This window comes from Betaproteobacteria bacterium (assembly GCA_016713305.1).
In the GTDB taxonomy this organism is placed as follows: domain Bacteria; phylum Pseudomonadota; class Gammaproteobacteria; order Burkholderiales.
On sequence record JADJPK010000009.1, the window covers coordinates 271,695 to 295,548 of the forward strand.

A 23,854-nucleotide genomic window follows, 5' to 3' on the forward strand; every position below is an offset into this window, starting at 1 on the left:
ATGTCAGACCGCCTCCAGATAGGGTTCGAACGCTTCGATGCTGACGATCACGCTCGGGTCGGAGTCCGGCCCCCAGAGATCGGTGCCCTGCATCACTACGGTGTAGAGCCACTGCGGATCTTCTCCCTTGCCCGCCACCACCGCATCCGGATACACGTGAAACCCCTGTACCCGTTCGATCACGCCCACCTTGTCCCGCGCATAGCGAGGCAGACGCGTGTGTCCCACCGGATGCGCGTTGATCGTCCGCACCCTGTCGCCGGGCCGGAAGCGGGCTTCGCGAGTGGCATCGCGGCCGAAGGGGCCCCTGATGTGGGCCAGCGGCGCCTCCGCCAGCGTCATCGTGCGCTGGACCGGCTTGGCAGGACCGAGCGAATGACCCGCGTCCAGCTCGGCCTGGGTCACGTAACCCTTCTCGAGCGCGCTCTGGACAATGCCGAGGAACCAGCGGTGGTAGTACGACACCATGAGATACACCGATGCCGGGAGACGCTCCTGCGAATCGCGGAACATGTCGAGGTTCCAGGCCCGCGTGTACAGGATCGTCCGCACCAGCGCCAGCACCCTGCCTTCCCACGCCTCGTGGAAATAAGGCTCGTTCGTCTCCGGCACCACGGGCCCGAAGCCCTGCATGCCGCCCATGTCGTGCACACCGTTCATGCCTTGACCTCCCTGGGCGGCAGCGCCAGCCCCGTGCCGATCATGCTGTCGCGTGTGACCAGTGCGGCCAATTGCTCCTCGCTCCAGCCCTCCGTTCCCTCGGGGCGCCGCGGCAGGACGAGAAAGCGCGTCTCCGCGGTGGAGTCCCACACCCGGATGCGCATGGACTCCGGCAGCGTCACCTGAAAATCCGCCAGCACGCTGCGCGGATTCATCACCACCTTGGACCTGTAGGGCGCCGACTTGTACCAGACCGGCGGCAGGCCCAGCACATCCCACGGGTAGCAGGAACACAGCGTGCACACGACCATGTGGTGCTCGTCCGGCGTGTTCTCCACGGCGATGAGATGGTCGCCGGTGCGGGGCAGATCCCCGCTGGCGTTGATGGCCGCCGTGGCATCCGCGAGCAAGGCCGCCTTGAACGCCGGATTCGACCACGCCCGGGCGACGATCTTCGCGCCGACGTGCGGCCCCACCTTCGTCTCGAAGTGCTCGACGATCTCGTCCAGCACCGCCGGATCGATGTAGCCCTTCTCCGTCAGCACTGTTTCCAGGGCCCGCACGCGGACCTGCATCTCGGACAGGTCGGACCCTTCGTGATCGTGATCGTGGTCGTGGTCGTGATGGTGCTCGTGGTCGCTCATGGCCTCTCTCGTCGAATCTGTCTGCGGAACGGCCGCGTCGTGATGCACTGCCGCGCTGCCACCCTCTGTCGCGGCCGTCGTCCGGAGGCGGGGAGGACCCGGCCACGCCGGAGCCCGCCACCGCGAACCGCCGCCCTTCGGTTCATGGAGAGGGTAACCAGCCGCGCGACTTCGGGCAACGGATTCGCCTCCCGGCCTTCAATCCGGGGGCGTCTGCCGCGGGTCGTGAAGCCGGTTCAGGAACTGCCCCACTTCCTGATAGCGCCGGAAAGACTCGCCATGGCGAGTGTGCAACGACCGGTCGGGCACCAGCCGGCGCTCCCTGACCACACTGACCTGCACCGCACTCTCCACGCTGGAGAACATGCCCGCGGCCACTCCGGCCAGCATGGCGGCTCCCAGGGCGGAGTCCCCATTCCTGACCGTGCAGGTTTCCAGTTCCAGAACATCCGTGATGATCTGCGACCAGACCGCGCTGCGGGTCACGCCGCCGGACATGACCGCCGAGCGCAGTTCCGCGCCGCTGCCCCGGAACATGTCCAGGCAGTCCCGCAGGGAGAACGCCACGCCTTCCATCACGGCGCGCACCATGTGCGGCCAGCCGTGGCGCAGGTCGAGCCCGGTGAAAGCGCCCCGCAGCGACGGATTCCAGTACGGCGCACGCTCGCCCTGCAGATACGGATGAAAGAGCAGACCTTCGGCACCCGGCTCGCATGCGTGGGCCAGACGGTCCATCTCCTCGTAGTCCAACGCCCGCTCCTCGCTTCCGCGCAGCGAACGCCCGAGGTCCCGCAGCCATCTGAGCGACGCCGCGCAGGCGTTGGTGCCTGCCTGCTGATAGAACGCTCCGCCGACCGGATGCGGGTAGGTGATGACACCGGGGCTCCACCGGGGCCTCTGCATCACGGCCATGATGCCGCCGGCCGTTCCGACCCTGACCATGCCTCCATCGCCGTGCGACAGCAGTCCGCAGCCGATCAGTTCTGCCGCCGAATCCAGCGTGCCCGCGATCACGGGAATGCCCTCGGTCAGGCCGAACCCTGTCGCCGCCCGCCTGCTCACCCGGCCCACGACCTCCAGGGGTGCCGCAAGCTCGGGCAACGCGCTGTCCGGAAGACCGCTCAGCCTTACGAGTTCGGGCGCCCACGACCTGCGCGCGGCATCCCACATGAGCGTCGCGGCAGCAGCGCCATGATCCATGCGCGGCACCCCGGTGAGGCAGAACGAAAGATAGTCCTTGGACGACAGAAACGTGCGGGTCCGCGGCAGCACGTCCGGTTCGTGCTGCCCGATCCACCGCAGCTGCGGCAGCGTCCATGTGCACCCCGGCTCGTTGAGCGTGAGCTCCTGCAGCGTGCCACCCAGCGTCTCGCGCAGGCGCTCCACCTGCTCCCCGCTGCGCTGATCGCTCCACAGGATCGCCGGCCGGAGCACGCGGCCGTCATCATCCAGCAGCACCGGAATGTGCGCGGCCGAGCAAAGCCCCACGGCCTGGATGCGCGCCATGAGTCCCGGCGCCGTCTGCCGCAGTTCGCCCAGGGCGCCGCGCAGTGCCTGCAGCCAATCGCGCGGGTCCTGCTCGGCCCAGCCGGAGGCCGGGCTGTGAGTCGGATACGAACGCTCGGCCGATGCCCGCAGCACGCCACCCTCGTCCAGCAGCACACACTTGAGACTTCCGGTACCCAGATCCACACCCAGGACACAACGGTCCGATGCGTTCATGACGGCTTCAACCCCGGGCAGACAGCGGCCGAACGTTCGCACGGCGCGGGGCCTTTCGGCAGCCCATCGTGCGGGGGAAGCAGGACGGCCGGCCCGGGCGGCCGAGCTCGCGCTGAGTCGCCTCTGCACCTGGCGTGTCGTGCCATGCGATCATCGCGGCGCCCGAGTTCCGCCCGCCACGCACTCCCCGTCCCCCCATGCCCGCTTCGCCCATCGTTCATTCCATCGCTCCCTTCGCGTGCGCGTGCACGTGCGTCGTTCTGGCGTTTTCCGGCCCTGCCCAGGCCGATCCTCGCCTGGACTGCACCATCGAACAAGGCGGAGAAACGCAGCAGATCCGGACCGCCCCGGTCGCCGACCCCTACACGGTCGCCCCCGTGGACATTCGCGGACGGTTCCGCTTCAAGGCCGTGATGATCGGCGACGAGCGGCACGTCGACTACATCCATCTGTACACCTATTTCGTGTCCGACGGGACACCCGTCCTCGTGCACCAGGCGAGCCATCACCCGCCGTTCGCGGTATCCGTCGACGGTTCCGCGACCCTCACCGGACTCCAGCGCGTCTACTCGCCGGTGCTGGGCCGCGAGATGACCTACCGCTGCGCGCTGACGGACGCCGCGCCATGATGACGCGTGCCCTGGCCGCTTTCTGGTTGCTGCTGGTTGCCGCTCTCGCGCAGGCGCAATCGACGCCCGGACCCGAGGTCACCCTCATGTTCGTGGGCGACATCATGCTGGCCGACACGCCGGGAAAGGTGATCGCCCGCCGCCGCGATCCCTTCGCGCACTTCGCGCGCCTGCTGTCGCAGGCCGACATCCGGGTCGGCAATCTCGAGTGTTCCGTGGCGCGCTCCGGGCGTCCGGCACCGGACAAACCCTACACGTTCCGGGCGCACCCGCGTGTGCTGCGGACCCTGGCGCGGCACTTCGACGCGGTGTCGGTCGCGAACAACCACTCCGGCGATTTCGGGCCGCAGGCTTTCGCCGAGACTCTCGAGAGACTCGAGCGGCACGGAGTCGGATATTTCGGCGGAGGCCGCACGCTGGCCGAAGCGCACGAGCCCCTGATCGTCGAACGGCACGGCCTGCGCATCGCGCTTCTGGGATACGACGAGTTCTTCCCACGCAGTTTCGAGGCCGACGCCGACCGCCCGGGAGTGGCGTGGAGCGAGGACGAACAGGTGGTGCGGGACATCCGTCGAGCCCGCGAGCACCACCGCGCAGACATCGTGATCCCGTTCATGCACTGGGGGTGGGAATACGAGTCGCTGGCCGCCAGCCGCCAGCGCCGCCTGGCGCGGCTCATGATCGATGCCGGCGCCGACGCGGTGATCGGCGGACATCCGCACGTGGTGCAGGATACGGAGACCTATCGCGGACGACCCATCGTCTACAGCCTGGGCAATTTCGTGTTCGACGGATTCAGCGACGCCGACGCGAACACCGGATGGGTCCTCGAACTGGCGGTCGGCCGTCAGGGCGTCACGCGGTGGAAGGCGCGGGAAGCGCACATCGATCGCGAGGGCGTTCCCCATCCCTCCACCGCCCGGCCCCGGTGCTGGGCCGCCGGAACGGATCGTCCCGGACTCTGCATCGACGACTGATGCGGGCACCACCGGATTTCCGGCAGGATTCCAGTAGCCATTCCCGGCGAATTATTCGCCGCCGGCCCTTCAACCGCTGATTCGTAAGCTATTCGTAAGGCCTTCGGAGGCATACTCGAATCAGCTCGTCTCCTCCCCCTCGGGCGCCGCTCGCAAAGCGCGGGCGGGCGCTCGACCTGTCGGCCGCCGCTCCGCGGCGCGCCGCATTCTTTTTTGGACGGGAGCAGCGATTGAACTTCGTCACGCCGCGGTGCAACATTACGGCCATCATCCAAATGACGCATCGCAGGTCGAAACCACCATTGCGCAGTGCGGCGACAACGCCCTGCCGGCCAGACTTCGGAGTGTCGTGCGCGCGACCGTAGTCAAGGCGCCGGCATCTTTCGTCCAGCTCGTGCCGGCGTGGCTGGCCCGCTGCCGATCGCCTGCCGCGACATCGCCGCCGCCAAACGGAACACAACGCATCCATGCCGCATCTCGCCTTGTTTCCCACGCCCGTGTCCATGTACGAGATCCCGGACACGGCCGAGCTCAACCGTGAACTCACCGAACGCCTCACCGCCGAATCGCTGTCCACCCCTTCGGACCACCGCAGCAACGTCGGCAGCTGGCATTCGCCCACCAATCTGCACACGCGCACGGAGCCCTGCTTCCAGCGGATCCTCCGGGAAATTCTCCTGAGAGTTAAGGAGACCTCCGAGGCTCTCGCCAAGGAAGCGGGCCGCACGCTGCCCAACCTCAACTACCGGGCACATGCCTGGGCAATGGTGATGCGAAACGGCGACTACACGCTGCCCCACGATCACTCCGAAGTGCACTGGGCCACGGCCTACTACCCCGATGCCGGCGACGCGAACGAGAGCGAGTTCCCCGACTCCGGGCTCATCGGATTCGTCGATCCACGTCACGGCGGCCGGCCGATTCCGGGGCTGGATCTGGTCGGCAAGACCTTCTACGGCAAGCCGCAGAACGGCCGGCTCTTCGTGTTCCCCGGCTGGCTGCTCCACTACGTCAACGCCTATCGCGGCACGCGGCCGCGCATCGTGATCTCCTGCAACGTGGTGTTCAGCCTGGCGTAGCCCGACCGGTCGCGCGGCGCATGGATCTTGCGATCCTCCGGACGCCGCGTGACAAAACGCCGGCCTCCCCACAGAATCCGGCGTCTTCTTCCGGCGCGTCGCGGCACCCGGCCGCACGGCCCATCACCAGAACATGAAGGAATACATGTACGACGTCGACGGCGTGTTCATCGCCGCGCTGCTGCTGTTGTCGATGGTGATCGCGGTGGACGGCGGGGCCCGTCTTGGCAGGCGACGCGCGGTGCAAGCGAGCGAGGCCTTCAAGTCGCACGTCAACGGGATTGCCGCCTCGCTCGTCGGCGTGCTCGCGCTGTTGCTGGGATTCTCGTTCTCGCTCGCGCTCCAGCGCTACGACTCCCGCAGCATTGCGGTCGTGGAAGAAGCCAATGCGCTCGGGACGGCGTATCTGCGATCGCGCTTGCTCCCGCCGAGCGTCCGGGAAGACGTCCGCCGGACGATGCGCGAGTACATCGATCTGCGCGTGCGCTCCAGCGGCATCTCGCTGGACCACCACGAGACACGCAGGACCGCGCTGGCCGAGGCCGGCAAGCTTCAGAATCGTCTGTGGGATCTGGCCGTTGCCGCTGCGGACGAAGCCCCCAACCCGGTGACCACCGGGCTCTTCATTCAGTCGCTGAACAATGCCATCGACGAGTTCGGGCGCCGCGACGCCTCGCTGGACCGGCACGTGCCGGAGTTCGTGCTGCTCCTGCTGTTCGTCACCTTCCTGATGGCAAGCGCCATCGTCGGATATTCGGCAGGGCTCTCCAGCCATCGGGCCTCCTTCGTGACCTACGTGCTCGTCGCGTTGATCACCGTGCTCGTCTTCGTGATCCTCGATCTCGACCGGCCGCGCCGCGGCTTCATCCGCATCAGCCAGCACAGCCTGCTGGAACTGCAGGCCGCCGTGCATCAGAATGAACCGCCCGCGTCCGGTGCCGTTTCGCCCGGACGTTGAATGCACCCCCAAAAATCTGCGGGAGGTCGTCATGCTCACACTCAGACCCTGGATGCCCCAGGACCGCGGGACCGTGCTGCGCATCGTCAACGAAGCCGCCCGGCGCTATTGCGGAGTGATTCCCGAGGACCGCTGGCGCGACCCCTACATGCCCGGCGAGGAACTGGACGACGAGATCGCCTCGGGCGTGGAGTTCCTCGTCGCGTGCGATGGTGACGAAACACTCGGACTGATGGGCCTGCAGGAACGCGCCGACGTTGCGCTCGTCAGACACGCATACGTCGCTCCGCACGCGCAGGGGCGCGGCGTCGGCACCGCGCTTCTCAACGAATGCATGGCCTCCACGGGCCAGCCGGTGCTCATAGGCACCTGGGCCGCCGCCACCTGGGCCATCGACTTCTACCGCCGCAACGGCTTCACTCTCGTGCCCGCACCCCGGAAAGATGATCTGCTGCGGCGTTACTGGTCGATTCCGGACAGGCAGATCGAGACGTCGGTGGTGCTGGCGGATGGCGCTGGATGCAACGGGGCTACGGCGTTTCGGTCAGCCCGCAACCCACGGGCGGACCCACCGGGTCAACGCGGGCCCGGATTTCACCATCGGGCGGGGCGGCACACGGCGCTCGTCATCTGGATTCCTGGCAGCTCTAGCCCCGCACGGGGCAGTTCCCGGGGACCGGCACGACCCAACGCAAGCTCTTCGCTTCCGTGACCGCGGCCTCGCTTCAGCCTTCCCGCTCTTCCATCGATTCCAGCAGCGCCTTGAGGTCGGACAGATCCACCGGCTTCAGCAGGTGGCGGTCGAACCCCGCCTCCTGCGCCTTGCGGCGATCCTCGCTCTGTCCCCAGCCGGTGAGCGCGACGAGCATCGCGCCGCGGTCGGAGAACTTGGCCCGGATGGTCCTGGCAACCTCGTAGCCATCCATCCGGGGCATGCCGATGTCCAGCAGCACGACATCCGGGACGAACTCCTCGAACGCCTGCAGTCCTTCCAGCCCGTCGCGGGCGACACGCGTTCGGGCGCCGAACATCTCCAGCAGCAGGGCAAGGCTCTCCGCCGCATCCGCGTTGTCGTCCACGATCAGTATCCGTTTCTCGCGAGCACCCACGATGTCCCCATCCAATTGCGCCACGGCCCCTGCCGCCTGCACGGCGGCGATCGGCAGTCGGACGACGAACTCGCTGCCCTGGCCGGGCCCCGCACTCGATGCGACCACGGTTCCGCCGTGCATCTGTGCCAATCTGCGGGCAAGCGGGAGGCCGATGCCCAGGCCGGCCTTGCCGCCTTCCGGCAGCTGGGGACCACGATTGAACATTTCGAAGATGCGTTCCGCTTCCGCGGCAGGAAGACCCATGCCGTTGTCGCGCACGGCGATGCTCGCCATGTGATCTTCGGTCCCGGCACGCAACGTGATCTCGCCATCCGGCGGCGTGTAGTTGGCTGCGTTGTTCAGAAGATTGGAAAGAATCTGGGACAGCCGCACCGGGTCTCCATCGAGCCAGACGCGCTCCTCCGGCAAGATCACCTGCAAACGGTGCCTGGCCGCGTCGATGAGCGGCTTGCTGGTCTCCAGAGCGTGCCGGACGATCTCCGCCAGTTCCACGCGTTCGATGCGCAGTTCGAGCGTGCCCCGATTGATGCGCGACACCTCCAGCAGATCGTCCACGAGCCGCACCAGGTGCCGCAACTGGCGGTCCATGATTCCGAGGGCGGCGCCGGCGGCATTCCCGCTGGCCGGACCCAGGCTCAGCACATGCAACGCATTGCGCAACGGGGCCATCGGGTTGCGCAGTTCGTGCGAGAGCGTGGCGAGAAATTCGTCCTTGCGCCGGTCCGCATCCCGCAAGGCCTCCCGGGCCGCCACCCACGGCGAGATATCGCGGAAGTAGCAGACCACGCCCTGGCGTTCACCCGCGATGGGAATGCGGTGGATCTGCCACTCGTAGATCTCGCGGACCTGGCGGTCCACCCGCACTTCGTCGTGCTCGGCGGTATGGTGCGGCTCGCCCGTCTGCAACGTGTGGCGGAACTGCCGGATGATCTCGCGGGCGTAGGCCTCGGGCCACAGGATCCTGATCACCTGCTCGAAGTCACGGCCGATCAGGTCCGGGATGTCGCCGAACACCGGTCTCGCGACCGGATTGACGGCGGCGATGCGCATGTCGTCGTCGACCAGATAGACGCCCAGCGGCGCATGCTCGAACAGCGCCTCGAACTGCGACAGCGCCTCCGCGGCCTTGCGGTGCGCCTGCGCCGAGTTCACCAGGGCGCCCACCCGGACCAGGAGTTCGCGCGCATTGAACGGCTTGACCAGATAGTCGTCCGCGCCCTCCGAGAGTCCTTCGATGCGCGCCTCGTTGCCCGCCCGGGCCGACAGCAGGATGACGGGGATGGCGCGCAAGGCGGGGTCGGCACGCAACTCGCGGATGAGGCCGAAGCCGTCCAGGCGCGGCATCATCACGTCGGACACGATCACGTGCGGCAAACGTGCACGCGCCGCCGCCAGTGCGGCGTGTCCGTCCGTGACGACTTCGACGTCGTAATGCTCCGCGAGCAGACGGCCGGCGTATTCGCGCAGATCGGCATTGTCGTCGGCAAGGATCACCCGCGGGGCGGGAACGGATCGGTGGGCGCCGCTCGGAGCGGGTGCGCGGTCCGCCAGCCAGCTCATGACCTCGCTCACGAAGTCTCCGGCGCGCGGCGAAGCGGCGGGTTCGCGCAGCGGCTCCTTCACGTGCTCGGCAGGCAGATGCGCCCGGCCCTTGGGCAGCGACACGGTGAAGGTCGTCCCCCGCTCGAGTTCGCTCTCGACCCCGATGCTGCCGCCGTGCAGCCGCACGAGTTCCTGCACCAGGGCCAGCCCGATGCCGCTGCCTTCGTGACTGCGTCCATGCGTGCCTTCCACGCGGTGGAAGCGCTCGAACATCCGGGGCAGTTCGTGCCGGGGAATGCCCACACCGGTGTCCGCCACCCGCAGCACGAAGCGATCGTCCTCGTCCCTCAAGCGGATCGCGATCTGGCCCCTGAACGTGAACTTGAACGCGTTGGAAAGCAGGTTGAGGACGATCTTCTCCCACATGTCGCGGTCGACGAAGGCGGGTTCCTGCTGCGTGGGCGTGTCCACGACGAGCCGGATGCCACCGCTTTCGCAGGCCGAACGGAAGTTGCTGGCCAGTTCGGCTGTGATCCGCCCGATGTCGGTGGGTTCGAACGTGGCCTGGGCGCGCCCGGCCTCGATGCGCGCGAAGTCGAGCAGCGTGTTCACCAGCTTCATGAGCCGCCGCCCGTTGCGCTCGACGACGGTGAGCAGTCCCCGCGCTTCCGGCGGCACACTGCCTTCGGGCTTCGACAGCACGTCTTGCAGCGGCCCCAGCATGAGCGTGAGTGGCGTGCGGAACTCGTGGCTCACATTGCTGAAGAACGTGGTCTTGGCGCGATCGAGTTCCGCCAGCGCTTCGGCGCGCCGGCGTTCTTCCTCGTAGGCCCGCGCATTGGCGATGCCCGCTGCCACCTGCCTCGCCAGCAGTTCCACGAACGACGCGTAGCCTTCGTCGAACTTGCGGAACGGATTGAGACCGATGACCAGCAGACCCGCCATGCCCCGCCCCGCCGACCCCTGCAGAGGCAACAGCGCCATGCGCGTGGGCGGGCGGCTCCAGGCCCCGCAGGGCAGCAGGCTGGCGGGTACCGGCGGATCGGCAAGACGCATCCTCCCCGTCTCGGCCACGCGCTCGCACGGCCAGAGAGACGCATCGGCCAGCGACTCCGCACCGGGTGTGTGCGCCACCGGTTCGAACCGTCCTTGGTCGTGCAGGAAGATGAGCGCGAACGCCACGTCGTGCGGATTGGTGTTCAGCGCCTCCACCGCCTTGGCGCATGCGTCCGCCCAGTTTCTGGCAGCTCCCTGGCGGGCCCCCAGCGTACTCAGCAAGGCAAGTTGCCGTGCACCGATCACGCGGTGGGTGTCGTCGCTGTTCGCGCAGATCAGCCCTCGCGGCACACCGTCGTCGTCCGGAACCGGGCTGTAGGAAAACGTGTAGTACGTCTCCTCCGGGTAGCCGTGCCGCTCCATGACGAGAAGCTGCGACTCCACGTACGTGCCCTCGTCGTTGCGCAGCACGTGCTCGGCCATCGGCCCCACCACGTCCCAGATCTCCCGCCACACCTCGTGGAAAGGCTTGCCCAGCGCCTCCGGGTGCTTGCCCCCGATGATGGAACGGTACGCGTCGTTGTAGAGGTAGGTCAGATCGGGTCCCCACCCGAGCCAGAAGGGCTGGCGCGAGGTGAGCATGATGCGCACGGCGGTCTTCAGGCTGCGCGGCCAGTCCTCGGGTGCGCCCAGCGGCGTGGCGTGCCAGTCGTGACTGCGCATCAGCGCGCCCAGTTCGCCTCCACCGTCCAGGAAGGACCGGCCCGCGCTGGCGCCATTGCCGGACCCGCTCACGAGCGCCTGCCTGTGGCGGGAAAGCACGCGGACGACGGCGCCGGCCGCCCGGGCCTTGCGCCACCCGCATCGGACGCGCACCAGGGCATCATGCAGTGCGTGAGCGGCCCGAGACCTGGGCGATGAGCCGTACCATCCGGTCGATGTCGTAGGGCTTGACGACGTGGGCCGAGAACCCCGCCTCGAGAGCGCGGCTGCGGTCCGACTCGTGTGCGAAGCCGGTGACGGCCACCGCCGGCACGTCCGGTCGGAGGCAGCCCTCCTCGGCTCGCATGCGCCTCAGCACGGAATAGCCATCCTCGTCAGGCATGCCGATGTCCAGGATGACGACGTCCGGCTTCCACGCGCTGCAGATCCTGAATGCCGACTGGCCGCTCTCGGCCGTGCGAACCTGCGCGCCTTCCGAGGCCAGCACCTGGGACATGAGGCTGCGTGCGCTGGCCTCGTCGTCGGTGATGAGCACCCGAAGTCCCGCAAGCACTCCGTGCGTCCCCGAAGACACCCCGGATGCCTCGTCGCGCGAGGCCGGCGAAGCGCTGCCGTTCGTGGGCACCGGCGTCATGGGCAGGACGACCGTGAACGTCGCGCCTTGTCCCAGGCCCTCGCTGGATCCCGTGACGGTGCCGCCGTGCAGTTCCACCAGGTGCCGGACGATGGCAAGGCCCAGTCCCAGGCCGCCATGGCGCCGGGTGGTCGATCCGTCCGCCTGCCGGAACCGCTCGAACAGCAGCGGCAGGACTTCCGGCGCGATCCCTTCGCCTTCGTCGCGGATCGTCACCCCGTACCGTTCCCCCTGCCGCGCCCCCGTCACCTGGACGCGCCGTCCCGATGGCGTGAACTTGATGGCATTGGACAGCAGGTTCACGAACACCTGGTGCATCCGGCTCGCGTCGAAGTACAGCGGTCCCGCGGGTTCCACCGTGGACGTAATGCTGACCTGCTTGGCATCGGCCGACAGCCGGACCGACTGGACCGCCCGGTCCACGATTTCGGTCAGGAGCACCTGCCCGCGCTGCAGTTCCAGCTTGCCGGCGATGACGCTCGAAATGTCCAGCAGGTCGTTGATGAGCTGGTTCTGCAACTGGGCGTTGCGCTCGATCGTCTCCACCGCCTGGGCCTGCTGGGCCGAGTCGAGCTTTCCGGTGCGCAGGAGATGCAGCCAGCCGAGAATCGCGCTCATGGGGCTGCGCAGTTCGTGCGACAGGGTGGCGAGAAACTCGTCCTTCAGCCGTGCCAGGTTCTCTGCCTCCCGCCGGGCGGCGTGCTCCACGCGCAACAGCTCCTCGCGATAGGCCTCGGCACGCTTGCGGGCCGTGATGTCCACGACCACGCCGATGAACCGCGTCGCCTCGCCGGTCACGTCGCCGTGGGTGCGCCCGTAGGGAGCAAGCCATCGCTCGGTGCTGTCGTCGGCGCGAACGATCCGGTGCTCCTGGCTGAACAGCTCGCCCGTGCGGCGCGCCCGGTCAGAGGCTTTCATGACCGAGATCTGGTCGTCGGGATGGATCCTGCGGCGCCACATCTCCCACGTGACCGGCGCGGAGGACGGCTCCATTCCCAGCAACCGGAAAAGCTGCTGGCTGAAGTGCGCCGAGCCGTCGCGCATGTCGATGTCCCAGGTCGCGATGCCGGCGCCCTCCGTGGCCAGACGCATCCGCTGCTCGCTTTCCACGAGATCGAGCTCGACGGCACGCAGCCTCAGGAGCGTGCGCACCACCGTGAGCAGTTCCTGCGGCTCCACCGGCTGCGCCAGGAAGATGTCGGCACCGCTTTGCAGGCTGCTCGCTTCCGTTTCCTCGTGCGCCCGCGCCGTCGCCGTGATGTGCAGCACGGGCAGGCGGATCGATGCGGGATCGGCGCGGATCTGCCGGCACACCTCGAAGCCATCCATGTCGGGCAGTTGCAGGTCCAGCAGGACCAGCTGCGGCCGGAACATGCGCACGGCGTTCAGGGCATCCGTGCCGTTGCCGGCTTCCATGACGTCGAAGCCGGCCTGCCGCAGGATCCGTGTCTTGGTGTAGCGGCCGATCTCGTCGTCGTCGACGTTGAGGACGAGATCGGCCTTGCGTCCCGGGCTCATGGCCGCGCCTCCACGCCGAGGATGGACGACACGTGCGCCAGCATCAGCGTTTCCGCGTCGCGCTTGTCCAGCACGGCCCTGGCGCGCCGCGCGAGCGTCTGCCGCTCCTGGTTCGACAGATCGCGGCTGGTGGCGATGAGCACGGGGATATCCCGCGTGGCCGGATCTTCGGACAGACGCTCCAGCACCTGCTCGCCGCCGATGTCCGGCAGGCCGAGATCCAGCACGATGAGCCGCGGCCGGGCCGCCTGCGCCGCCTGCAGCCCCGAACCGCCGTCGGTCGCCTCCAGCACCTGGTGACCCATCGCATCCAGCATGCGGCGCATCATGTAGCGGGCCGCGGGATCGTCGTCGATCAGCAGGATGCGCCGGCCGGTGAGGCCGTCCAGCTGCGCAAGCAGTTCCGCCGGTTCGAACGGTTTGATCAGATAGGCATCCGCGCCCAGCGAGAAGGCCTTGCGCCGGTCGTCCGTGGTGCTCACGATGACCACGGGAATGTCCTGCGTGACGGGGTCCGCCTTCAATTCTCCGAGCCAGTGCCAGGTCTGCTCGCCACGCAGCAGGAGATCCAGCACGATGGCGGCCGGACGCATGTGGGCGACGGCCTCGTACGCCTGCCGCAGGGTGCGGGCGCCGACCCACTGATAGGGAAAGCTTCGCAGCAACTTCTGGTACACGAGCTGCGCGTTCTCGTCGTCTTCCACCACCAGCACCGGCATGCGCATCGCGTCGGTCCGCATGGCCGCCACCGGGGCGTCCGCCTCGCGATGCGCCGGGTACTTCACCGGAATCGTCGCTTCGAACACCGACCCCCTGCCGCGCTCGCTGCGCACCGAGATCGTTCCCCCGAGCAGCGTCGCGAACTTCTTGCACAGCGGCAGGCCCAGACCCGTGCCCTTCACCCGCCGCTGGTGCGGTCCCTTGACCTGGGTGAATTCCTCGAAGATGAATTCCTGGTCCTCGGGCGCGATGCCGATGCCGGTATCGGCCACTGCGAAGCTCACCTTGTCCGTTCGCGGCTCGTAAGCCACCGTGACGCGGACCTCGCCGCGTTCGGTGAACTTGAGGGCATTGGAGATGAAGTTACGCAGGATCTGCGAGACCTTGGCCTCGTCGCTGAAAAGCGCGGGCACGCCCTCCGGCTCCTCGAAATGCAGCTGCACGGATTCGGACACGAGCAGCGGCCGCAGCATTCCGCGAAGCGCGCTGAAAAGATCGGGCACGGAGAACTCCGCGGGCTGGATGTCGATCTTGCCCGCCTCGATCTTGGCCAGGTCCAGCAGGTCGTCCACGATCTCGGTGAGCCCCTCCGCGCACTTGCGGATGAAGTGCACCTGCTTCTCCTGTTCGGGCGTGAGCGGCCCGTCGCTGCGATCGATCAGCAGGCGGGACAACGCACGGATCGAATTGAGCGGTGTGCGCAGCTCGTGGCTCATGTTGGACAGGAAGCGCGACTTCATCTCGTCCGCCCGGCGCAGGTGCATCGCCTTCTCGTCCAACTCCGCATACAGCGCGACGACCCCCCGGTTGGTGTCCTCCAGCTCCCGGTTGAGCGTCACCAGTTCGTCCTGCCGCTGTCGCACTTCCTCGAGTGCGCGCAACAGCTCGCGGTTCTGCTGTTGGATCTCCTGCAGGGGCGTGGCCGGCGGATTGGCGGCCAGTGCATTGGCCAGCGCGGCGAGATCCGTGCGCCCGAGGACAGCCGTCCCGGGGGGCAGGATCTTCTTCAGCGTGACGTCGGTGCCCTCGCCGGGCGCCGAACGGATGCCGAACTGATCCATGAGGCGACGTGCGCCCAGAATGCCCAGGCCCATGCCCGTGGAGGACCGGTACCGGCCGTCGAGTATGGCGTTGAGGTCGCGTATTCCCGGGCCCCGATCCGCGATGCGGACGATCAGCAGCTGCGGCGCGCTGGTGCCCTCCAGTTCGAACTCGACCCGCCCCTTGCCGGCGTAGCGGAAGGCGTTGCGCGCGATCTCGGATACTGCCGTGGCGATGCGCGTCTGGTCCTGCGCTTCGAAGCCGAGCAGCGCAGCGACCTGCCGCGCCCGCTGCCGGCTCGCGACGACGTCCTGCTCGTGATCGATCGCGAGGGAGATCAGCCGTTGCGTCATGGAACCTCCGTGCCGAGGTTGCGGATCACGACGATCGTGGTGTCGTCGCGCCCGCGGCTGTGATCCCTGAACAGGGCACCGGCAATGAGAGACGGATGCCGCGCCACCAGGCCCGGATAGGCGGACGGGTCCCAGCGGGACGTCATGCCATCCGAATAGGCATACAGGAGCGCTCCGGCGGGAAACGGGAAATCGAACGTCTGGAACTTGCGCACCTGGTGTCCCAGGATGCCGTTGTGCGAGGCAAGGCTGCGGGAAGTGTCGCCGACGCAGACCATGCAGCCGATGTTCCCTACCCCGCAGAAAGCGCCGGTTCCTCCCGCGGGACGCAAGTCCACCACTGCAGCGGCAGCGCCGCGGGTGGGCCGCAAGGCGAGGTGCACCGACTCGAGACAGTCCTGCGGGGAAGTGGCGCCCGAATTTTCCACGACTTCCGTTGCCCGCCTTGCCGCCTCCGCCGCCTCGGGCCCATGGCCCAGCCCGTCGACCACGATGAGCCGATGGCGGCAGCCTGACGCATGGAGGCCCCAACTGTCCCCGGACACGAGTTCGCCCTTGAGCGGAACACACACGGCTCCGTACTCCAGATGGCGCGGCGGCGCGGGCGGATCATCGCGCCACACGACGCAGCGCAGGATCGTTCCCTCCCCGCTCCGGGAATGGATCTGGAGGTCCGAGGCGAGCCGTGACAGCGCGCCCATGCCCCAGCCCGGCGAGCCCGCGGTGGAGTGGCCGTCCCGCATGCTGGCGGTGACGCTGGCCATGCCGGGCCCCCGGTCCAGCGCCAACACCTCCACTCCCCGCGCCCGGGCGTCGGAACGCCGCTGCAGGACGAGCGTGCCGTTCCCGGCGTGCTTGACCATATTGGACACCGCCTCGGTCACCACCAGCGCCAGGACACCGGCCCGTTCCTCGTTGAAGCCCATTGCGCCGGCCATGATCGAAGCCTGACGGCGGGCTTCCGCCACGGCGCTCCCCTCGTCCACCGAGAGTGCGATGCCGCCGCTGCTCATGCGCGCCACCGCGTGATGGTGATCCGCGTGCCTTGTCCCGGGATCGAGTCGATGTCGAATTCGCTCGACAGGCGCTTGGCGCCGCCCAGGCCCAGCCCCAGACCGTTGCCCGTGGTGAAGCCGTCCTTGAGTGCGCGCTCTATGTCGGGAATGCCAGGGCCGCGATCTGCAAAGACCAGGCGCAAGCCCGTGCGTCCGGCGTGCGAGAGCGATTCGATGGTGACTTCGCCGCCACCCCCGTAGTCGAGCGTGTTGCGCGCCAGTTCGCTGGCGGCCGTGACCACCTTGGTCTGGTCGACCAGTCCGAAACCCTGGGCGAGCGCCCTCTCACGAACGGCCTGACGCATGCGGACGATGTCCTCCGAGCTGCGAATCGGCAGAGTCGCGTGATCGGCCACGCCGCCGCTTCCTGCGCCGCGGGCAGAAGTCGTCACAGACGCTGCTTCACTCGCGTCTGCAGCAGTGCCATGCCTTTCTCCACGTTCAGCGCCGTTTGCACGCCGACGAGAGGCAATCCGAGTTCCACCAGCGTGATCGCGACCGACGGCTGCATACCCACCACGACGGTCTCGGCGTCCAGCACGCGGGCCATCCCCGCGATGTTGGCCACCATCCGTCCGATGAAAGAATCCACCATGTCCAGCGCGGAGATGTCGATGAGCACGCCGCGTGACCGTTCCGCCGCGATGCGATTCGTGAGGTCTTCCTGCAGCGCCAGGGCGAGCCGGTCGTGCATGTCCACCTGGATGGTGACCAGCAGGAACCTGCCCATCTTCAGGATCGGGATGCGGTCCACGGTCCTCTAGCCCTCGGAGTGCGCGCCGGCCACGATGCGGGCGCCCGTGCGCTGCAGCGCGACCGCAAAGGCATCCGCCAGCGTCGCCTTGGTCACGACCTCCCCCAGATCGACCCCCAGATGCACGATGGTCTGGGCGATCTGCGGCCGGATGCCGCTGATGATGCAATCCGCCCCCATGAGGCGGGTGGCGGCGATGGTTTTCAGCAGGTGCTGCGCAACCAGCGTGTCCACGGTGGGCACCCCGGTGATATCAAGAATGGCGATGGCCGCGCCCGTGTCCACGATGCGTTGCAGCAGCGTTTCCATCACCACCTGCGCACGCGAGGAGTCGAGGGTCCCCACGAGCGGCAGCGCGACGATGTCGTCCCACAGCTGCACGACCGGCGTCGACAGCTCGAGCAGTTCGCGCTGCTGGCGCACGATGACTTCCTCGCGCCTTCTCTGGTACGCCTCCGTAGTGAACAGCCCCATCTTGTCCACCAGTTCGGTCGTGTACCAGAGGGTGTCGGCCAGCGCCTGACCGTCGTGCCGCAATTTCTCCCGCAGCACCGAGAACAGCGCTTCCTTGAGCGAGAACACGAAGGTCGCCGTTTCCGACGGACTGAAACCCTGGTGCGCGCGGCTCGCCGAGATGTCTTCCAGCATGTGCCTCACATCGGTCCATTCGGTCCTGAAGATGTCGGTGGAGGTGGCATGTTCCAGCGCGGCCAGGAGCGCGCGCAGAAATTCGGTCGACTGCGTGGCGAGCGCCTTTTCGCCGATGAGGTCAGGGCGAAAGGCGGCAGATGCCTTCTGCCGCGCAACCCAGTCTTCCAGAATATTGGTTTCGTGCGCTTCGAGCAGACCGCGCAGCTGCTGCGGAGTGATGGCGTTCATTGGGCTTCCGTGGTGATGAGCGTGCGGAGGAACGGGAAACGGCTGCAGGCGCGATGCACCGGCATACCGTCCGGGAGCTGGCGTGCAGTTTCAGGAGATCGGCCGGACGCCGGCCGGGGCCGCCGGCTTCGCGGCTGCGGCGATCCCGGACCGGCCATGGACATTCGCACGCGAGGGCACCTGCCCCGGCGTACCGGCAATAAAGGAAGGCGAGCGGTGCGCAGGCAACACACGCAAAGCGCAGCGCGTCGCACTCCGGGCCACAGGCCCGGATGCAGAGGCGGATGCATAGGACGACTCGTCGGTTCGGGGAAAAACGCAACGCCCGCAGGATCCCTTCATTTCCGGTCCTGTCTGTCAGCACCACGCCGTTGTCATTCTAGGGAAGACGGCCGTAGTTAGACAAATGACTTCTGTTCAAATTGCAGGAATCCGCGCTCAACACACCGTAACCTGCACCGATCCCCTGTCCAAAAGTGAAGGGACCGCAGAGCACCCGCAATTCGTTCCGATGCGCGACCGGGAATCGCTCCCGACATCACCATTCAGGTCCGCTCCGCCCTGCCGATAACTGCACCATCATCGAGCATCAGGTGCCTTGCCCGCTCACGCGCGCCTCGCCCCGGATGCCCGTGACACGTCGGCCCGACCGGCCGGATCGCCGAACCCCCCGCATGTGTTCGGCCTCGCCCTCCGCCAGGTCCCATCCCCTCCTTCTCCCGGACCCGTTTCCGCCGGGAGCACTCGCCGTCAATCGCTCGCAGCCATGGCGCACCCACACCGCGAACCGCGCGGCGTGCCGTCGCCGCTTCGCCATCGGGACAAAGGGAACAACGATGCTCGGAAAGCTCACCATCCGCCGCAGGCTCGCCTACGGCTTCGGCTTCTTCTTCGCAATGCTGGCCGTCTCGGGCCTGCTGGGGCTCAACCGGCTGTCGAGCCTGGACTCGACACTGGACAGGATCGTGACCGTGGATTGGAACAAGACGGTCCTGGCCAACGAGGCCATGGACCTCATGAATGCGAATGCGCGCGAGACCTTCCTGCTCTTCCTGACGGACGACCGGGCTCCGGTAAAGGAGCGCATCGGGAAGAACGTCCTGGCGATCACCGAGCGACTGGACAAGCTGGAGAAGCTTCTCTATCGCCCCGAGGGACAGTCGCTGCTCGCCGAGGTGAAGTCCCGGCGCAGCGAGTACGTGGCGTCCTTCCACGAGGTGTCCCGGCTGCTGGACGCGGGGCAGACGGCCGAGGCGTCGCGCCGCATGTCCTCGGAGACCGTTCCGCGTCTCGCCGCGCTGCTCGGCTCGGTGACCCGGCTCATCGAGTTCCAGGGCACGATCCTCGAGCAAAGCGGCCGGCAATCGCATGAAACCTATACCACTGCGCGCAACGTGATTTCGCTGTTCCTGGCCATCGGCGGCATCGCCGCCGTGCTGCTCGCGGTCTCGATCATCCGGTCGGTCATGCGGCCGCTGGGCGGCGAGCCCGACGAGGCGAAAGCGGTGGTGCAACGAATCGCCGGGGGCGATCTCACGCACGAGATCGTGCTGCAGCCGGGCGACCGTACCAGTCTGCTTGCGGCCATGCGTGACATGCAGACCAGCCTGCGAAACATGATCAGCGAGCTGAAATCGAACTCCGACAGCGTTTCGGGGGCTGCGCAACAGCTTTCCGCCGCGGCCGTCCAACTCGCCGCGGGCACGGCGCGGCAGAGCGAATCTGCCTCGAGCATGGCTTCGGCAGTGGAGGAAATGACGGTCTCGATCACTCACGTGGCCGAAAGCGCGGACGTCGCCCGCCAGGCCACGAACGAAACCGGCCTGCAGTCGTCCAGCGGACGGCAGGTGATCGGCAACACCGTGGAGGAGATGGGCAAGATCTCGGAAGCCGTGGAAGCGGCGTCCGCGATCATCCACGACGTGGGTGACGAGTCGCAGAAGATCTCCGGCATCGTCCAGGTCATCAAGGACGTGGCGGAGCAGACGAATCTGCTCGCCCTCAATGCCGCCATCGAGGCCGCCCGGGCCGGCGAGACGGGGCGCGGCTTCGCCGTGGTGGCCGACGAGGTGCGCAAGCTGTCGGAGCGCACCGCCGCCGCCACCACCGAGATCGCCGCGATGATCCTCTCGGCACAGAACCGCGCTCAGGCCGCTGTCACCACGATGCAGGGCGTGGTGACCCGCGTGAGCAGCGGCGTGGCGCTCGCCCACCGTGCCGGCGAATCCATGAGCGCGATCGGCGACAGCGCGGAGAAGCTCGTGGGCACCGTGAACGAGATCTCCCGGGCGCTCAAGGAACAGAGCGTGGCGAGCAACGACATTGCCGGCAACATCGAGCGGGTCGCGCAGATGTCGGAGGAGAACAGCGCGGCGACGCGCGCCGCGGCCGAGACGGCCCACCGTCTCGAGAAGCTCGCCGTCGAAGCGCACGAGGCCGTGAGCCGCTTCAGCCTCTAGGACGGGCCGGATCGATGTGCGTGATGGGGACGAAGTGTGGGCAGGCGGATGACGCGACGGGTCGAGCCGCCGTGTGCCGGAGCACACAAGGCTTCCGCCGACGAAGTCAGCCGCCCGCCTTGCCATCGCCCGATTCCCACGGCCACACGATCCGCGACCCTCGAGCAGACCCCCACTCACCGCCATGATCACGATGCCCGGGCTGACGGAGCGCGAACCGTCGGCCGATGAATCCCCCGTGGGTCCCGGCCTTCCCTTGCCGCCCGCCCCACCACAGGAACGCCCCTTCTGGGTGCTCCTGCTGTCCTTCACGGTGCTCGTCCTCGTCATCGTCGCCGCCGGCGTCCTTGCCCACCGCCGCGCGGAATCTGCCGCCAAGGCGGAGGTGCAGACGGTCCTCAGCGCCGTGACGTCCATCAAGATCGCCCAGATCGAGTCCTGGCGCGCAGAACTCCACGACCGCGCGCTGACGCTCGCGACCGATCCCGCATTCGCTCGCGACGTCGACGCACTCGAGCGAAGCGCGCGGCGCGAGACGCCGCGGCTGCGGGACATCGCGTTCCGCCTGCAGGCCCTTCTGCGCACGCGCCAGTTCTCGGCGGTGACGGTCTTCGACCGCAGGGGCCGCGTGATCGATTCGGCGGGAGATGCCGTCATCCCCGCCGACGCCCCTCCGGACGACGGCTACAGCGAGGATCCGGTCCAGTGGCAGGACCTCCAGATATTCGGCGACGCCGGTGCCATCCGCATGGCCCTGCACGTGTGCATCGGGCAGAACGGAAGCGATCCGGCCGCGGCCTGTCCGAGTCTCAGACTCGAAGTCGATCCATCGCAGTACCTCTATCCCATCGTCCAGGCCAATCCCACAGGCAGCGCCACGGCGGAGACGTTCCTGTTCCGGACCGAGGACGAACGGATCGTCTATCTCAACGCGCTCAAGCACCGTCCCGGCCCCCCCCTGGCCCTGCACGTGGATGCGAACCGGCCAGAGCTGCTCGCCGCCCAGGTGATGAAAGGCTACGAGGGAATGCTGGAGGGAGAGGACTATCGCCGCGTGCGCGTGGTCGGCTACGGCAGGAAGGTTCCGGCTTCGCCCTGGTCGCTCGTGTCCAAGGTGGACGCCGCGGAAGTCTATGCGCCGCTTGTCCGGCAGACCCGCACGATCCTGGTTGCCACCCTCTCGGCCGTTCTGCTGTGCGGACTGACGGTCGGATCGTGGTGGCGGCAGCAACGGACGCGCGTGGCGCTGGAGCGGCTGCGGGCGGAGGAAGCGCGGCGCGCGCTGGCCCGGCACTACGGCTCCCTCACGCGGACTTCCAACGACGTGATCCTGCTGGCCGACGGCGAGCGCCGGATCGTCGAGATCAACGAGAGGGCGGCTGCGCAATACGGCGTCCCGCCCGACGATCTCGTTGGCATGCGTCTGCGCGACCTCTGCAGCCTCGATGCGGTCGAGGCGCACGAACTCGACTGGATGCGCTGTGGCGAACGCGGGCTGCTGTTCGAGACGGAACACCGGCGGGCCGACGGCACCGTGTTCCCGGTGGAGATCAGCGGACGCGCGCTGACGGACGCGCAGGGCGTCTGGTACCAGGCGGTCATCCGCGACATCAGCGACCGCCGGCGGCTGGAGAGCCGGATGCGGCTGTACTCCATGGTGTTCGAGACGACCGGCGACGCCGTACTCATCACCGACGAGCGCCAGCGCATCATCGCCGTCAATCCTGCCTTTCTCGAGATCACCGGCTACACGCTGGACGAGGTGATCGGCCAGACGCCTCGCCTGCTCTCGTCCGGCCGGCAGGACCGCGAGTTCTATTCGCGCATGTGGACTGCCATCGCACGGACCGGTCACTGGCAGGGGGAGATCTGGAACCGGCGCAAGGACGGCAGCGTGTATCCGGAGTGGCAGCACATCAGCGTCGTGCAGGATCTCGCCGGAAGAGTGACCCACTACGTCGCCATCTTTTCCGACATCAGCGAGCGCAAGGCAACGGAGGAAAGGATCAATCACCTCGCCCAGCACGATCCTCTGACGGACCTGCCCAACCGGTTCCTGATGCAGGAGAGGCTGGAAGATGCCATCGTGGTCGCTCGCCAGCAGAAGCACCGGGTGGGCGTGATGCTGATCGATCTGGATCGCTTCAAGAACATCAACGACTCCCTCGGACATCCCGTGGGAGACCGCCTCCTGCAGGGCGTCGCGTCCCGGCTCGCTCACGCGTTGCGGCGAAACGACACGGTCTGCCGTCTGGGCGGAGACGAGTTCGTGGTGATCGTTCCCGATGTGAAGGACACCAACTACCTCGGCGCGGTGGCCGACCGGCTGCTCGATGCGCTGGCGGAAGACTTCCACCTGGACGACCACGACATCCATGTGACGACGAGCATCGGCGTATCGGTGTACCCGGACGACGGCGAGGACATGGACGTGCTGATCCGGAATGCCGATACGGCCATGTACCAGGCCAAGGAAAAGGGCCGCAACGGCTACCAGTTCTTCACCGCGGACATGAACGAACGGGCGCTCGAGCGGCTCACGCTCGAGTCCGAACTGCGTGCGGGCCTGTCGCGGCGGGAGTTCGTGCTGCACTACCAGCTCCAGTGTTCCATGGCGACCGGGCGGGTGGTCGGTGTGGAGGCGCTCGTGCGATGGAACAGCCCCAAGCTGGGCCTCGTGCCCCCGGCACGATTCATCTCCGTCGCGGAGGAGAGCGGCCTCATCATTCCGCTGGGGGAATACCTGCTCACGCAGGCGTGCCGTCAGAGACGGATCTGGCTGGACCAGGGGCTTACCGATTTTCCGGTATCGGTGAACGTCTCGCCCCTGCAGTTCCGCGACGACAACTTCGACCAGCGGGTGGCGAACGTGCTGCTCGAGACACGGCTGCCCGCCCGGCTGCTGGACCTGGAACTGACCGAGAGCGCCGTCATGCACCGGGGAGTGGAGACTGTGCAGATGCTGGAGCGTCTCAAGGCGCTGGGCGTCACCCTGTCGATCGACGATTTCGGGACCGGCTATTCGAGCCTCGGCTATCTCAAGAGCTTCCCCATCGACCGGCTGAAGATCGACCGCTCGTTCGTGCGGGACCTGCTGGAAGACGCGAACGACGTCGCCATCGTCCGGGCCATCGTGGCGCTGGGTCACACCCTGGAACTGCGAGTGATCGCCGAAGGCGTGGAGACGGCGGAGCAGTGCGCCCTGCTGAGAAACACCGGTTGCGACGAATGTCAGGGATTCCTGCTGGGAATGCCGATGGAGGCGCACCTGGTTCCACGCGCGTGCGTCACTGCGCGCGACCGGCTCTTCCACGACGCGGCAGCAGACGAAGTGGCTTAGGATCGGCCGGGCATCGGGAATCCGATCGGCACGCAGCGCTCGCCGCAGATCCTGTCCGC

General features: G+C 67.6%; 17 protein-coding genes. 7 read left to right on the forward strand and 10 right to left on the reverse strand.

Annotation, left to right across the window (positions count from 1 at the left end):
• Nucleotides 1-3: 3 nt before the first annotated feature.
• The 3 genes from nthB to IPK20_13495 all read right to left on the reverse strand — a co-directional run bounded on the left by nthB (nucleotide 4) and on the right by IPK20_13495 (nucleotide 3,026).
• Nucleotides 4-660 (reverse strand): nitrile hydratase subunit beta, encoded by a 657-nt coding sequence (gene nthB, locus IPK20_13485; protein MBK8017617.1) that lies wholly within the window; start codon nucleotides 658-660, stop codon nucleotides 4-6.
• Nucleotides 657-1,304 carry a nitrile hydratase subunit alpha gene (gene nthA, locus IPK20_13490; GenBank protein MBK8017618.1) on the reverse strand — a complete coding sequence of 216 codons (648 nt, stop codon included), beginning with the start codon at nucleotides 1,302-1,304 and terminating at the stop codon, nucleotides 657-659. The genes nthB and nthA overlap by 4 nt, the downstream gene beginning before the upstream one ends.
• Nucleotides 1,305-1,502: 198 nt before the next feature.
• Nucleotides 1,503-3,026 (reverse strand): xylulokinase, encoded by a 1,524-nt coding sequence (locus IPK20_13495; GenBank protein MBK8017619.1) that lies wholly within the window; start codon nucleotides 3,024-3,026, stop codon nucleotides 1,503-1,505.
• Nucleotides 3,027-3,223: 197 nt separating this feature from the next.
• Here IPK20_13495 and IPK20_13500 point away from each other — a divergent pair, with 197 nt between their 5' ends.
• From IPK20_13500 to IPK20_13520, 5 genes are all read left to right on the forward strand, one after another.
• A complete protein-coding gene (locus tag IPK20_13500; protein ID MBK8017620.1) occupies nucleotides 3,224-3,655 on the forward strand; it encodes a hypothetical protein in 432 nt (143 codons plus the stop codon).
• The gene (locus IPK20_13505) at nucleotides 3,655-4,632 is read left to right on the forward strand and encodes a CapA family protein (protein MBK8017621.1); all 978 of its coding nucleotides are present in this window, start codon (nucleotides 3,655-3,657) and stop codon (nucleotides 4,630-4,632) included. The genes IPK20_13500 and IPK20_13505 overlap by 1 nt, the downstream gene beginning before the upstream one ends.
• A gap of 467 nt (nucleotides 4,633-5,099) precedes the next feature.
• Nucleotides 5,100-5,711, forward strand: a complete 612-nt coding sequence (locus IPK20_13510) for a hypothetical protein (protein ID MBK8017622.1) — start codon at nucleotides 5,100-5,102, stop codon at nucleotides 5,709-5,711.
• A 133-nt stretch (nucleotides 5,712-5,844) separates the two neighbouring features.
• Complete coding sequence (locus tag IPK20_13515; protein MBK8017623.1) at nucleotides 5,845-6,669, forward strand: hypothetical protein; 825 nt, start codon at nucleotides 5,845-5,847, stop codon at nucleotides 6,667-6,669.
• Nucleotides 6,670-6,721: 52 nt separating this feature from the next.
• Nucleotides 6,722-7,381 (forward strand): GNAT family N-acetyltransferase, encoded by a 660-nt coding sequence (locus tag IPK20_13520; GenBank protein MBK8017624.1) that lies wholly within the window; start codon nucleotides 6,722-6,724, stop codon nucleotides 7,379-7,381.
• Between the two features lie 13 nt (nucleotides 7,382-7,394).
• On the opposite strand, the gene IPK20_13525 is transcribed toward IPK20_13520, so the two are convergent.
• From IPK20_13525 to IPK20_13555, 7 genes are all read right to left on the reverse strand, one after another.
• Nucleotides 7,395-11,141 carry a response regulator gene (locus tag IPK20_13525; protein ID MBK8017625.1) on the reverse strand — a complete coding sequence of 1,249 codons (3,747 nt, stop codon included), beginning with the start codon at nucleotides 11,139-11,141 and terminating at the stop codon, nucleotides 7,395-7,397.
• 61 nt (nucleotides 11,142-11,202) lie between these two features.
• Nucleotides 11,203-13,194 carry a response regulator gene (locus tag IPK20_13530; protein ID MBK8017626.1) on the reverse strand — a complete coding sequence of 664 codons (1,992 nt, stop codon included), beginning with the start codon at nucleotides 13,192-13,194 and terminating at the stop codon, nucleotides 11,203-11,205.
• Entirely contained in the window at nucleotides 13,191-15,308 is a 2,118-nt protein-coding gene (locus tag IPK20_13535; GenBank protein MBK8017627.1) for a response regulator, read from the reverse strand. The genes IPK20_13530 and IPK20_13535 overlap by 4 nt, the downstream gene beginning before the upstream one ends.
• On the reverse strand, nucleotides 15,305-16,321 hold the full coding sequence (locus IPK20_13540) for a SpoIIE family protein phosphatase (protein MBK8017628.1): 1,017 nt from the start codon (nucleotides 16,319-16,321) through the stop codon (nucleotides 15,305-15,307). Before IPK20_13540 ends, IPK20_13535 begins: the two co-directional genes overlap by 4 nt.
• The gene (locus tag IPK20_13545; protein MBK8017629.1) at nucleotides 16,318-16,668 is read right to left on the reverse strand and encodes an anti-sigma regulatory factor; all 351 of its coding nucleotides are present in this window, start codon (nucleotides 16,666-16,668) and stop codon (nucleotides 16,318-16,320) included. The genes IPK20_13540 and IPK20_13545 overlap by 4 nt, the downstream gene beginning before the upstream one ends.
• 83 nt (nucleotides 16,669-16,751) lie before the next feature.
• Nucleotides 16,752-17,117 (reverse strand): STAS domain-containing protein, encoded by a 366-nt coding sequence (locus tag IPK20_13550; GenBank protein ID MBK8017630.1) that lies wholly within the window; start codon nucleotides 17,115-17,117, stop codon nucleotides 16,752-16,754.
• 6 nt (nucleotides 17,118-17,123) lie between these two features.
• Entirely contained in the window at nucleotides 17,124-17,996 is an 873-nt protein-coding gene (locus IPK20_13555; protein MBK8017631.1) for an STAS domain-containing protein, read from the reverse strand.
• Nucleotides 17,997-18,832: 836 nt separating this feature from the next.
• On the opposite strand from IPK20_13555, the gene IPK20_13560 reads away from it, so the two are divergent.
• Complete coding sequence (locus IPK20_13560; GenBank protein ID MBK8017632.1) at nucleotides 18,833-20,455, forward strand: methyl-accepting chemotaxis protein; 1,623 nt, start codon at nucleotides 18,833-18,835, stop codon at nucleotides 20,453-20,455.
• 184 nt (nucleotides 20,456-20,639) lie between these two features.
• A complete protein-coding gene (locus IPK20_13565) occupies nucleotides 20,640-23,795 on the forward strand; it encodes an EAL domain-containing protein (protein MBK8017633.1) in 3,156 nt (1,051 codons plus the stop codon).
• Nucleotides 23,796-23,854: the final 59 nt, after the last annotated feature.

Coding starts and splice junctions, on each gene's coding strand:
- IPK20_13495 (MBK8017619.1), bottom strand. CDS start 3,026: ATGAACGCATCGGACCGTTGTGTCCTGGGTGTGGATCTGGGTACCGGA.
- nthA (MBK8017618.1), bottom strand. CDS start 1,304: ATGAGCGACCACGAGCACCATCACGACCACGACCACGATCACGATCAC.
- nthB (MBK8017617.1), bottom strand. CDS start 660: ATGAACGGTGTGCACGACATGGGCGGCATGCAGGGCTTCGGGCCCGTG.
- IPK20_13565 (MBK8017633.1), top strand. CDS start 20,640: ATGATCACGATGCCCGGGCTGACGGAGCGCGAACCGTCGGCCGATGAA.
- IPK20_13530 (MBK8017626.1), bottom strand. CDS start 13,194: ATGAGCCCGGGACGCAAGGCCGATCTCGTCCTCAACGTCGACGACGAC.
- IPK20_13505 (MBK8017621.1), top strand. CDS start 3,655: ATGACGCGTGCCCTGGCCGCTTTCTGGTTGCTGCTGGTTGCCGCTCTC.
- IPK20_13560 (MBK8017632.1), top strand. CDS start 18,833: ATGCTCGGAAAGCTCACCATCCGCCGCAGGCTCGCCTACGGCTTCGGC.
- IPK20_13500 (MBK8017620.1), top strand. CDS start 3,224: ATGCCCGCTTCGCCCATCGTTCATTCCATCGCTCCCTTCGCGTGCGCG.
- IPK20_13545 (MBK8017629.1), bottom strand. CDS start 16,668: ATGCGTCAGGCCGTTCGTGAGAGGGCGCTCGCCCAGGGTTTCGGACTG.
- IPK20_13520 (MBK8017624.1), top strand. CDS start 6,722: ATGCCCCAGGACCGCGGGACCGTGCTGCGCATCGTCAACGAAGCCGCC.
- IPK20_13535 (MBK8017627.1), bottom strand. CDS start 15,308: ATGACGCAACGGCTGATCTCCCTCGCGATCGATCACGAGCAGGACGTC.
- IPK20_13540 (MBK8017628.1), bottom strand. CDS start 16,321: ATGAGCAGCGGCGGCATCGCACTCTCGGTGGACGAGGGGAGCGCCGTG.
- IPK20_13555 (MBK8017631.1), bottom strand. CDS start 17,996: ATGAACGCCATCACTCCGCAGCAGCTGCGCGGTCTGCTCGAAGCGCAC.
- IPK20_13515 (MBK8017623.1), top strand. CDS start 5,845: ATGAAGGAATACATGTACGACGTCGACGGCGTGTTCATCGCCGCGCTG.
- IPK20_13510 (MBK8017622.1), top strand. CDS start 5,100: ATGCCGCATCTCGCCTTGTTTCCCACGCCCGTGTCCATGTACGAGATC.